This is a genomic window from Pantoea coffeiphila (genome assembly GCF_016909495.1).
In the GTDB taxonomy this organism is placed as follows: domain Bacteria; phylum Pseudomonadota; class Gammaproteobacteria; order Enterobacterales; family Enterobacteriaceae; genus Erwinia; species Erwinia coffeiphila.
On the sequence record NZ_JAFBFW010000004.1, the window covers coordinates 188,138 to 199,951 of the forward strand.

An 11,814-nucleotide genomic window follows, 5' to 3' on the forward strand; every position below is an offset into this window, starting at 1 on the left:
GCTCCTGTTAGTTGTGGTTCAGCAACAGCGAAAGCTGATGGGCGAATGCCATCGGGTTTGCCAGGTGAGTGTTGTGCCCGGCATCGCGGATCACCACCGGAGTCAGGCCCGACTGCTGCGCCAGCTGTAAGAATTTAAGGTCCCATTCGCCGCACAGATAGTGGAAGGGGATCGTTTTCTGCCGTAGCTCCGACAGCAGATCGGGCTGTACGGAAAGGGAAGTGGCTTCCAGCATGGTCGCCAGCCCCTCTGCGCGATTGTTCAGCCGACGGGCAATCATCGCCTGTCGCTGTGGGTTGGTAAGCTCAGCAAAAACCGGCTGTTGATACCACTGGCTGAGCACCAGCGGCAAAGGCTGCTGGCGGAAACGCTGCGCCCAGCCAAAATCGTGCTCGCGGCGCGTTTCGCGCTCGCTTTGGCGGGGTAAGCCAAAGTGACCCGCTTCGGCCAACAGACCACAAAGCCTGCCATCATCGTGGCGGCAGGCGTGATAAAACGCCAGACGAGCCCCGAGGGAGTAGCCAATCAGCCAGTAGCGTTCAACCTGATGGTAGTTGAGCGTTGCGGTCAACCGCTGTGAGAATTCGTCAAAACCGCTGACGGTTTGCGCCTGTGAACCGCCGTGCCCCGGCAAATCGATGCTGAGCAGCGGCCAGTGCCGGAAATAGTGCTGCACCGGCAGCCAGTCATCCGCGCTGCCAAGAAAACCATGCAGCCAGACCAGCACCGGCCTGATGCTGCGATGATGTCCCTGCCAACGCGCATGGAGAATCACAGGGTCATCACCTCTTTGAGTAGACCAGCCAGGGCCTGCGCACCCGCATCGCCGTCACAAACCATTTCCACCAGCGTAACGCCGCGCGTGAATCCCTCCCTCACCGCGTCGGCCAGTGCAGGCCAGTTTTCCGCACGCCGGTAGTTCAGGCCAAATACCGCCGCCGCGTGGCTGAAATCCACCCCAGGCGGCATGGCGAAGAAGCGCTCGCGTTCGTACTGCGGCGTCGGCAGCAGAGAAAATATTTGCCCGCCCTGGTTGTTCACCACCAGCACCACAACCGGGGCGGAGGCCTGCGGCAGCAGCGCCATGCTGTTCAGATCATACAGGGCGGAGAGATCCCCCAGCAGCAGCAATAGCGGCTGCCCAAGCCCGCGCTGAACGCCCGCGGCGGAAGCAATCAGCCCGTCGATACCGCTGGCACCACGATTGCTATATACCGGATACCCCACAGGCAGACGGGCCAGCGCATCCACCAGCCGGATTGCCAGGCTGTTACCGATAAACAGCGCGCCTTTCCCGGCCAGCAGCTCCGGCATTCGGCGCGCCAGCTGCGCCTCGCCAAAGGTGGTCAGATGCTGCTTCAGGTAACGGTCGGTTTTGTCGGCCAGTTCCTGAAGCTGCGGGCACCAGGGCTGGCGCGGCATTGCCGGATGTTTTGCCAGCCACTCGCCCGCGCGGGCCTGTACCCGAATCCCCTGATGAAAAGCGGGATCGCGCTGGCCGGGGAGCGGATCGATTAACCACCATTTACCCGGCCGGCACTGCTGCTGGAATTGCAAGAGGTTGCGGCTGGTCAGACTGCTGCCGAACTGTACCACCAGCTGCGCGTCATTCAGCGCCTGGCGGGCCTGAGGATGTGCCAGCCAGAGCGCGGAATGCGGTAGTGGCTGGCCGCTCTGCGACAGAACATCGCCCAGCAGCGGCCAGCCAAGCTGTTCAGCCCATTCGCTAATCTGCTGCCCCTCGGTGGCAGAGACTCTGCCAACGATGACCACACCACGCTGCTGACGGGCAAAAAACCAGTCCGGCATGAGGGGGAGATCGGCGAACGCAGGATAGCTGAGCCAGGGATGCGGACTGTGCCACCAGTCACCCAGCTCATTAGCCCACGCCAGGTACTCTCCTTCATCCTCACCGTACAGCGGTTCGGCAAACGGGCAATTGATATGCACGGCACCGCTTTTCTGCCCGGTCAGCAGCGTATCCAGCGAGGACACCAGCCAGCGCGCCGGAATATCGGGAGTCGGTCGGGGAAGATTCAGTGCGGCGGTGACGTGGCTGGCAAAAATACCCTGCTGTTCGATAGCCTGGTTGGCTCCGCAGCCAATCAGCTCGGTCGGACGGTCGGCGGTAATCACTACCAGCTTTTCACCGCCCTGACGGGCTTCCACAATAGCGGGATAGAGATTGGCCACCGCCGTGCCTGAGGTAACAATAACGGCCACCCGCTGCCCGCTGCTTTTTGCCAGCCCCAGGGCTAAAAAGCCAAGGCCACGCTCATCGAAGTGGGTGTGGCAGACCAGTTTTTCATTGGCAGCAGCGGCCAGCACCAGGGGTGCCGAGCGCGATCCGGACGCAATACAAACATGCCGGATATCGTGCCGGGTAAGCGCTTCGACAAGAACGGTAGCCCAGCGGCGATTGAACGTTGCGTGCGACATTGCCACTCCAGATCAAATTGACTGGAGTCATTATAAGCAGGCGTTTTTGCGATCTTTTTGATTTGAACCAGTATTACGCAGGTTTTCATCAGAGTAAAAACGGGGGGAACGGCAGCAGGATATTTAGCAAAATCAGGTGCCCGTAAAAGGGCACCAGTGCGTTATAAATTAACGACGAGCCAGCAGCAGTCCTATAACCAGACCCAGCGTGGCACCAACACCAATGCCCTGCCACGGTTTGTCGTGAACGTAGTCATCGGCACGGGAAACGGCCTGACGTGCGCGATAGTAGTAGGTATCAGATGCATTGCTGATGCGCGATTTCACTTCATGAAGTGAATTTTCTGCTCTGGCCTTCAGTTCAACATATTTCTGGTCAGCCGGATCGCCCGATGACTTCAACACTTCTTCCAGCGTTTTGGTCAGCAAAGCCAGATCGTCATCCAGTCGAGTCTCATGCGGTTCAGTCTGTGTAGCCATTGTCATCCTCCGTGGGCGAATTACACATTGCTTGCTGACTAACTATAGACCCTATTTTTCGGGCTGCATGGCAAAAAGGGCCAGTTATCCCTGGGAACCCTGCGTCCAGCCGTTGTCGATCCTCGTCAAAGATGCTGTTTATTGCAGCTTCCGCGCAGGTCAGCCGTGGAAATCACTGCGGTTTTTGGATTTATCTGATAAATTTTGCCTGAACTGAATTAGTCACCAGGCAAGCTGTCGTAACTCCCTGTAGTCGGGCTAAATCCGGCGACGCGAATGCGTGAAGTACGCGCGACAGTCAACACAAGCTCCGTTCAGCAAAGGATATGATTTCTGGCATGAATCGAAGAATGTTTATGAAAGCGTCAATGGCATTCGCCACCTTAAGTGGAATGTCTGGTATCTCCACCCTGTTCTCCCAGGCCGCCTGGGCAGACAGCGAGATTGCCGACGGCACCGCAGTGCGATTTGATTTTGACGTGCTCAAAAAATTAGCCGCCGATCTGGCGAAAAAACCTTACGGTGGCGCACCGGCTCCGCTGCCGCAAACCCTGGCCACCTTAACGCCTCAGGCCTATAACGAAATCCAGTACGATGCCAACCACTCGCTGTGGAACGGCATCGATAATCGCCAGCTTGACGTTCAGTTCTTCCACGTGGGGATGGGATTCAAACGCCGCATCCGCATGTTCTCCGTGGACAGCGGCAGCCGCGAAGCGCGTGAGATTCATTTCCGCCCCGAGCTGTTCAACTACAATAATGCGCATGTTGATACCGCCCAGCTGGAAGGGAAAACCGACCTCGGCTTCGCCGGTTTCCGCGCCTTTAAAAAGCCTGAACTGGCTCGCCGCGATATCGTCTCCTTCCTGGGGGCCAGCTACTTCCGCGCGGTGGATGAAACCTATCAGTACGGGCTATCGGCTCGCGGCGTGGCGATTGATACCTTCAGCAACGGTAAAGAAGAGTTCCCTGACTTCACCGCCTTCTGGTTCGAAACGCCAAAAGCCGATGACACCACCTTTACCGTCTACACTCTGCTGGATGGCGCAAGCTGCACCGGCGCGTTTAAGTTCATCATCCACTGCGAGGAAAAGCGCGTGGTGATGGAGGTGGAAAACCACATCTATGCGCGCAAGGATATCTGGCAGTTGGGTATCGCGCCGATGACCACCATGTTCAGCTGCGGCAACAACGAGCGCCGCATGTGCGACACCATCCATCCGCAGATCCACGACTCCGATCGTCTGGCCATGTGGACCGGTGCCGGTGAGTGGATCTGCCGCCCGCTGAACAACCCGCAGCGCCTGACCTTTAACGCCTACCAGGATGAAAACCCGCGCGGCTTCGGCATGTTACAGCTCAATCATGATTTCCAGGACTATCAGGACGTGATCGGCTGGTACAACAAGCGCCCGAGTCTGTGGGTGGAACCGGTTGGAAAATGGGGCAAAGGCGCGGTCAACCTGATGGAGATCCCGACCACGGGAGAAACGCTGGATAATATCGTCTGCTTCTGGCAGCCAGCCGAGCCGATCAAAGCCGGCAGCGAGCACAGCTTCCAGTACAAGCTTTACTGGAGCGGCCTGCCGCCGGTTCGCAGCGGTCTGGCGCGGGTTAACGCGACCCGCACCGGTATGGGTGGCTTCCCGGAAGGCTGGGCACCGGGTGAACACTATCCGGACGTCTGGGCGCGTCGTTTTGCCGTTGACTTCGTCGGTGGCGATCTTAAAGCCGCTGCGCCGAAGGGGATTGAGCCGGTGATTGAGGTCACCTCAGGGACGCTCAAACAGGTTGAAATCCTCTATGTTGAGCCAATCAACGGCTATCGTATTCTGTTTGACTGGTATCCGAACAGCGATTCAACCGCGCCGGTGAACATGCGTATGTTCCTGCGCACCAAAGACGACACGCTGAGCGAGACCTGGCTGTATCAGTACTTCCCGCCGCCGCCGGATAAGCGCAAATACGTCGACGATCGGATTATGACCGCCGGTTAACGACGCTGGCGTTTCCCGTCAAGCCGGAGAATGCTACAAGGCGGCCTTTCATGGGCCGCCTTGCTGTGAAATAGCGCGGATTAACCTGCCCGCAGCATATCGACATGCGGAATATCATCTTCAAGATACTCACCGCTAACCGCCACAAATCCCAGACGACCGTAGAACCGTTGCAGATGCGCCTGTGCCGACAGGAAAATTGGCCGCTGTGGCCAGTGACGTTCACAGCTGTTGAGCGCCTGCTCCATCAGCCTGCTGCCCAGATTCAAACCTCGCGCTTCCCCGGAAATAATCACCCGTCCGAACTTCACCGGCTGGTCGGCCTCCTTTGGTACCAGAATTCGCGCATAGGCCACCAGACGATCGTCAATAATTCCCAAAAGATGCCGGTTATCCCCGGTGAGATCGGCTCCGTCGATATCCAGATACGGGCACTGCTGTTCAACAATAAAGACCGCATTACGCAGTGCCAGCAGCTGATAAAGCTGGCTGGTACTGAGTTCGCTATGGTGTAAATCTTGCCAGTTCAGATCCATACAATTCCTCTGAGCAAAAAAAATCGGGCCACAAGGGCCCGATTATTACCTGGAATGCCTTAACTTACATTAGCGGCTGTGCCAGGTTGACCAGCGAAATCAGCGGCTGAGGATAGATACCCAGCAGCAGCACCAGAATCGCAGAGATCAGCACCACAATCCCACCGGCGGTAAACGCCCAGTTTGAAGGTGCATCACGCATCGCCATTTCCGGCGGTGTCAGATACAGACTGACGGTGACGCGCAGATAGTAGTACAGACCGATGGCGCTACCGAGCACCACAGCACCGGTCAGCCACCACAGATCGGCGCTCACGCCCACTGCCAGCACGTAGAATTTACCGATAAAGCCCAGCGTCATCGGAATACCCGCCAACGACAGCATCACCACCGTCATCACAGCAGACAGGATTGGACGATGCCAGAACAGGCCGCGGTACGAGTAAAGTGAATCCGCATCCGGTCCGCTATACGGGCTGGACATCATGCTGACCACCCCGAAGGCACCCAGGCTGCTGAACAGATAGCCAGCCAGGTAAACACCGACGGTTTCCAGCGACAGCTGATGAGTCTGAACGGCAACCAGCGCAACCAGCAGGTAACCCATATGCGCAATCGAGGAGTAACCCAGCATACGCTTGATGTTGCTCTGCGAAATCGCCATCAGGTTCCCGAACAGCATCGAGGCCACGGCAATGATACCCAGTACCGTGCGCACGCCTTCGCTGTCGGTCATCGGCGCGTACATAAACAGGCGCATCAGCACGGCAAAGATAGCGATTTTACTGGCGGTAGCCAGGAACGTGGTGACCGGAGCCGGTGCGCCCTGATACACGTCCGGCGTCCACAGATGGAACGGAACCAGCGACAGCTTAAAGCCAAAGCCAACAATCATCAGGCCAAGACCGGCCAGCAGCAGAGGCTGGTGAATCAGACCGTCGGTCAGGCTTTTGCCCAATGCCACAAAGCCGAGGTTACCGGAATCGGCATACACCAGCGCCATACCGAACAGCAGGAATGAAGATGCTGCGGCAGAGAGGATGGTGTACTTGATGGCGGCTTCCAGCGAGCGTTTCTGCTGGAAGGCGTAGCCCACCAGACCAAACAGCGGCAGGGAGATCAGCTCAATACCAATAAACAGCGACGCCAGGTGGTTGGCACTGGCCAGCACGATGCCGCCCAGTGCGGCGATCAGCACCAGCAGATAGAACTCTTCACGGTTATCCGGGTAAGTAGCCAGCCACGGATAGGCAAAAGTACAGGTCGCCAGGCTGGCAAGGATCACCAGGCCGGTATAGAGAATGGCATAGCCGTCCACCCGCAGCAGCGGGGTAACATCCATTGGCCCTGCCTGGCCGACAAAGTAAAGAGATAACAGCGCCAGGTTCAGGCCAATCACCGCCAGTGTTGCATTGACGAAATGGTTGCGTCGCCACGCAATGGACAGCATCACAACTACCACCGTCAATCCGACGATCAGCAGCGGCAGAAGTGCGATCAGTTGTTGAGGAGTTATTGTCATGGCGAATTACGGCCTTGTAGTTGAAATTGAAGCGGTAAACCACTGCTGGATGTTACTCATCGCAGCGTGGGAGGTATCCAGAATCGGCTGCGGATAAACACCCAGCAGCACCAGCAGGACAACCAGCACCATGATCATCAGGAACTCACGCGCTGACATGCCGCGCAGTGGCGTATCTGACTTAGGCGCACCGTAGTAAGCGCGCTGCATCATGATCAGTGAGTAAACCGACGCAAACACCAGTCCAAACGTGGCGATCAGAATGATCGTCGGCACGCTCTGGAAGCTGCCGGTGAGGATCATAAACTCACCGACGAAGTTACCGGTACCCGGCATACCCAGGTTTGCCACCGCGAAGAACAGCGACAGGCCGGGCAGCCATTTGATGCGCGACCACAGGCCACCCATCTGGCGCATATCACGGGTATGCAGACGCTCGTACAGCTGACCACACAGAATAAACAGCGCTGCCGCAGACAGGCCGTGCGCAATCATCTGAATCACCGCGCCCTGGTAGGCCAGCTGGCTGCCGGTGTAGATGGCAATCAGCACAAAGCCCATATGGGAGATCGAGGTGTAGGCGATCAGGCGTTTAATATCGTACTGAGAGAACGCCATCCATGCACCGTAGAAGATGCCGATAATCCCCAGCCACATGGCAATCGGCGCAAACTCTGCGGAAGCATTCGGGAACAGCGGCAGAGCAAAGCGCAACAGACCATAAGCAGCGGTTTTTAACAGAATACCTGCCAGGTCAACGGAACCTGCGGTCGGTGCCTGACTGTGTGCGTCAGGCAGCCAGCCGTGTAGCGGTACCACAGGCATTTTTACCGCGAAGGCGATAAAGAAGCCGAGCATCAGTACATATTCAACCGTATGCGACATTGGCGTTTTCAGCAGATCTTCATAGTTGAAGGTCCACACGCCGGTGGCGTTGTAGTGAACGAATACCAGCGCCAGAATAGCGATCAGCATGATCAGGCCGCTTGCCTGGGTATAAATGAAGAACTTGGTTGCTGCGGTAATACGCGTCTTCCCGTCGGAGGCTTTATGGCCCCAGAGCGCGATCAGGAAGTACATCGGCACCAGCATCATTTCCCAGAAGAAGAAGAACAGGAACAGATCGACGGCAAGGAATACGCCGATCACGCCACCCAGAATCCACAGCAGATTCAGGTGGAAAAAGCCCTGCCACTTCTCGATTTCGTTCCATGAACAAAGAATCGCCATCAGACCGAGCAGGCCGGTCAGCACCACCATCAACAGCGACAAACCATCCAGCGCCAGATGGAAATGGATACCAAAACGCGGAATCCACGGCACGTTGAATTCAGATTGCCACTGCGGCAATCCGGAAGCCTGGGTCAGTGAGTAGCCACCCTGCATCCACAGCTGCAGTGACAGCACCAGCGTCAGCCCCATCGCGATCAATGCAATCCAGCGCGGCACTTTGGGACCAAAGCGTTCGAGCTGCCAGCACAACAGACCACCGACGAAGGGGAGGATTATAAGCCAAGGTAATAACATGGCGGTTTGTTCCCTTTATTTCGAATTTTTCTACTGGGGCGAAGCTCGGCTCCACCCCAACTCACTAACCTTTACAGCACCATCAGCAGATACAGAACCACAACGGCACCGATGCTCGTCGCGGCAAGATACCAGCGCAGATAGCCGTTTTCGCTGATCACCAGGCCTTTGTTGCCTACACGCGCGAGAATCGCCGGAACATTCATCACTGAATTGAGCGGATCGCGCTGCAGCAGCCGGGCAATGCCGAGGTAAGGCTTAACGAAGACTTTGTCATACAGCCAGTCGAAGCCCCAGGCGGCAAACCACCATGTGGAGAAGAAACGGCCCGGCGCACTGTTAGCAATCGCAGTCACCAGCGTACGTTTGCCCAGCCACAGCGCGGCGGCCAGCAGAATACCGACAATCGCCACTACGCCGGAGGCAATTTCCAGCATCATCACGCTGCCGTGGGCCAGTTCAGTGGTCTCCGGCAGTACGCCTTTCAGCGGTGGTACGATCATCGCACCAATAAAGGTTGAGAGAACTAACAGCACAATCAGCGGCAGATGGTGCGTGATCCCTTTCCCTGCGTGAGCATGAATTTTTTCTTTACCGTGGAAGGTGATAAAGATCATACGGAAGGTATAGAGAGACGTCATAAAGGCGCCCGCCAGGCCCGCAACCATCAGATTGATATGGCCGTTCGCCAGCGCACCCGCCAGAATTTCATCCTTACTGAAGAAGCCTGCGGTAATCAGCGGCAGCGCCGACAGTGCCGCACCGCCCACCAGGAAGCAGACGTACACCAGCGGAATGCTCTTACGCAGGCCACCCATTTTAAAGATGTTCTGCTCGTGGTGGCAGGCAAGGATCACCGAACCGGACGAGAGGAACAGCAGCGCTTTAAAGAACGCGTGGGTCATCAGGTGGAAGATAGCCGCATCCCACGCCTGAACGCCCAGCGCAAGGAACATGTAGCCAATCTGGCTCATGGTTGAATAAGCCAGCACGCGTTTGATGTCGGTTTGCACCAGCGCGGCAAAGCCTGCCAGAACCAGCGTAATAGCGCCGATAATGCCGACCAGATGCAGCACTTCAGGCGTCAGCAGGAACAGGCCGTGAGTACGCGCAATCAGGTAAACACCGGCGGTAACCATCGTCGCGGCGTGGATCAGTGCAGATACCGGGGTTGGACCCGCCATCGCATCGGCCAGCCAGGTCTGCAACGGCAGCTGAGCGGATTTACCGACCGCACCGCCTAACAGCATCAGTGTGGCCCACTGCAGCATATGGTTGTCAGCCGCAAAGTGTGCCGGAGCCAGCTCGACCATCTCGCGGAAGTTCAGCGTACCCAGCTCGTTGTAGAGAATAAACAACGCAAATGCCAGGAACACGTCACCGACGCGGGTAATGATAAACGCCTTCATTGCCGCCGCGCCGTTTTTCGACTCGGTATAGTAGAAGCCGATCAGCAGGTAGGAGCACAGGCCCACGCCTTCCCAACCGAGATACATCAGCATCAGGTTGTCGGCCAGCACCAGAACCACCATGCTGGCGATAAACAGGTTGGTGTAAGCGAAGAAGCGCGAGTAGCCCTCTTCTCCACGCATGTACCATGAGGCAAACATGTGGATGAAGAAGCCAACGCCGGTCACCACCGACAGCATGGTCAGCGACAGGCCGTCCAGCGTCAGGTTAACGTCGATTTTGAAGTTGCCAACGTGCATCCAGGTCCACAGCGCCTGGTTAAACACCTGCTGTCCATTATTGAAAAAGTCGATCCCGGCATAAGCCGTGACCAGCGCCGCCAGTCCGACGGAACCCATTCCCACGGTAGCTGACAGGTTTTCCGACCAGCGGCCACGAGAGAACGCCAGCAGAAGGAAGCCGATCAGCGGAAACAGGATTGTTAAATAGAGAAGGTTCATCCGCGCATCTCGCTCACTTTGTCAATGTTGAGGTTCTGGCTGCGGCGATGTAACTGCAGCAGCAGCGCCAGGCCGATACTGGCCTCGGCAGCCGCCAGGCTGATCGCCAGGATAAACATCACCTGACCGTCTGCCTGACCCCAGTAGCTCCCCGCAACCACAAACGCCAGTGCCGCAGCGTTAATCATGATTTCGAGGCCGATCAACATAAACAGCATATTGCGACGGATAGTGACGGCGGTCAGTCCAAGAACAAACAGCACGGCCGCCAGAATCAGTCCATGTTGCAGAGGGATCATACTCTCTCCTCCTTCTTACTTTTTAACGCGTCGTCCGGACGGTTGCTCAGCAATTCACCTGCACGCTGCTCGCGACCAATATGGAATGCCACGACCAGACCGGCCAGCAACAGCATAGAAGCCAGCTCTACCGCCAGTACGTAAGGCCCGAACAGGCTGATACCGACCTGCTTGGCATCGATCATCGTGCCGTCAATACCCTGGTCATTCACGGTGCGGATGGCGTAAATCAGCACCACCAGCAGCACCAGCGACAGCAGGCCCGGCCCAACCCACGCCCCCGGTTTCAGCCATTCACGCTCCTGCTGCACTTCCGCTCCGCCGAGGTTCAGCATCATCACGACGAAGACGAACAGCACCATGATCGCGCCGGCATAAACGATGATCTCTAACGCACCGGCGAAGTAAGCCCCGAGCGAGAAAAACACACCGGACACCGCCAGCAAAGAGACAATCAGGTACAGCAACGCATGTACCGGGTTGGTATGGGTGATAACGCGCAAGGTCGCCAGCACCGCTACCAGTCCGCAAAGATAAAACGCAAATTCCATGCCTGGCTCCTTAAGGTAACAAGCCCTTGACGTCGATAGGTTTAGCTTCGTTTTCAGCAAAGCCTTTGTCTTTACCATCAATCGCCATACCCGCCATCCGGTAGAAGTTATATTCCGGATATTTGCCCGGACCGGAGATCAACAGGTCGTCTTTTTCATACACCAGATCCTGACGCTTAAACTCGCCCAGCTCGAAGTCCGGGGTAAGCTGAATCGCAGTGGTCGGGCAAGCCTCTTCACACAGGCCACAGAAAATGCAGCGCGAGAAGTTAATACGGAAGAATTCCGGGTACCAGCGGCCATCCTGCATCTCGGCTTTTTGCAGCGAGATACAGCCAACCGGACAGGCAACCGCACACAGGTTACAGGCAACGCAGCGCTCCTGGCCGTCCGGGTCACGCGTCAGCACGATGCGCCCACGGAAGCGCGGCGGCAGATAAACCGGCTCTTCCGGGTACATCATGGTTTCGCGCTTGGCGAAGGCGTTCAGACCAATCAGCCAGATACTGCGTACTGTCGTACCGAAACCAACGGCAATGTCTTTTAATGTCAT

Annotated in this window: 11 protein-coding genes; 1 reads left to right on the plus strand and 10 read right to left on the minus strand. The window is 57.0% G+C overall.

The window, feature by feature from the left end:
- Positions 1–7 precede the first annotated feature (7 nt).
- From menH to elaB, 3 genes are all read right to left on the minus strand, one after another.
- Entirely contained in the window at positions 8–775 is a 768-nt protein-coding gene (menH, locus tag JOE09_RS14425) for a 2-succinyl-6-hydroxy-2,4-cyclohexadiene-1-carboxylate synthase (protein WP_205066263.1), read from the minus strand.
- A complete protein-coding gene (gene menD / locus JOE09_RS14430; protein WP_205066264.1) occupies positions 772–2,439 on the minus strand; it encodes a 2-succinyl-5-enolpyruvyl-6-hydroxy-3-cyclohexene-1-carboxylic-acid synthase in 1,668 nt (555 codons plus the stop codon). The genes menH and menD overlap by 4 nt, the downstream gene beginning before the upstream one ends.
- A 168-nt stretch (positions 2,440–2,607) precedes the next feature.
- A complete protein-coding gene (elaB, locus tag JOE09_RS14435) occupies positions 2,608–2,919 on the minus strand; it encodes a stress response protein ElaB (RefSeq protein ID WP_123335182.1) in 312 nt (103 codons plus the stop codon).
- A 338-nt stretch (positions 2,920–3,257) separates the two neighbouring features.
- Between elaB and JOE09_RS14440 the strand changes: the two genes are divergently transcribed.
- Positions 3,258–4,916: a glucan biosynthesis protein D gene (locus JOE09_RS14440; protein ID WP_105591618.1), complete on the plus strand. Its 1,659-nt coding sequence runs from the start codon at positions 3,258–3,260 to the stop codon at positions 4,914–4,916.
- A gap of 80 nt (positions 4,917–4,996) precedes the next feature.
- On the opposite strand, the gene JOE09_RS14445 is transcribed toward JOE09_RS14440, so the two are convergent.
- The 7 genes from JOE09_RS14445 to nuoI all read right to left on the minus strand — a co-directional run bounded on the left by JOE09_RS14445 (position 4,997) and on the right by nuoI (position 11,814).
- Complete coding sequence (locus JOE09_RS14445; protein ID WP_205066265.1) at positions 4,997–5,452, minus strand: GNAT family N-acetyltransferase; 456 nt, start codon at positions 5,450–5,452, stop codon at positions 4,997–4,999.
- Between the two features lie 64 nt (positions 5,453–5,516).
- Complete coding sequence (gene nuoN, locus JOE09_RS14450) at positions 5,517–6,974, minus strand: NADH-quinone oxidoreductase subunit NuoN (RefSeq protein WP_205066266.1); 1,458 nt, start codon at positions 6,972–6,974, stop codon at positions 5,517–5,519.
- A gap of 6 nt (positions 6,975–6,980) precedes the next feature.
- Positions 6,981–8,501: an NADH-quinone oxidoreductase subunit M gene (gene nuoM / locus JOE09_RS14455; protein WP_105591281.1), complete on the minus strand. Its 1,521-nt coding sequence runs from the start codon at positions 8,499–8,501 to the stop codon at positions 6,981–6,983.
- 71 nt (positions 8,502–8,572) lie between these two features.
- Complete coding sequence (nuoL, locus tag JOE09_RS14460) at positions 8,573–10,411, minus strand: NADH-quinone oxidoreductase subunit L (RefSeq protein ID WP_205066267.1); 1,839 nt, start codon at positions 10,409–10,411, stop codon at positions 8,573–8,575.
- Positions 10,408–10,710: an NADH-quinone oxidoreductase subunit NuoK gene (nuoK, locus tag JOE09_RS14465; RefSeq protein ID WP_105591279.1), complete on the minus strand. Its 303-nt coding sequence runs from the start codon at positions 10,708–10,710 to the stop codon at positions 10,408–10,410. The genes nuoL and nuoK overlap by 4 nt, the downstream gene beginning before the upstream one ends.
- A complete protein-coding gene (gene nuoJ, locus JOE09_RS14470) occupies positions 10,707–11,261 on the minus strand; it encodes an NADH-quinone oxidoreductase subunit J (protein WP_205066268.1) in 555 nt (184 codons plus the stop codon). The genes nuoK and nuoJ overlap by 4 nt, the downstream gene beginning before the upstream one ends.
- 10 nt (positions 11,262–11,271) lie before the next feature.
- Entirely contained in the window at positions 11,272–11,814 is a 543-nt protein-coding gene (nuoI, locus tag JOE09_RS14475; RefSeq protein ID WP_105591277.1) for an NADH-quinone oxidoreductase subunit NuoI, read from the minus strand.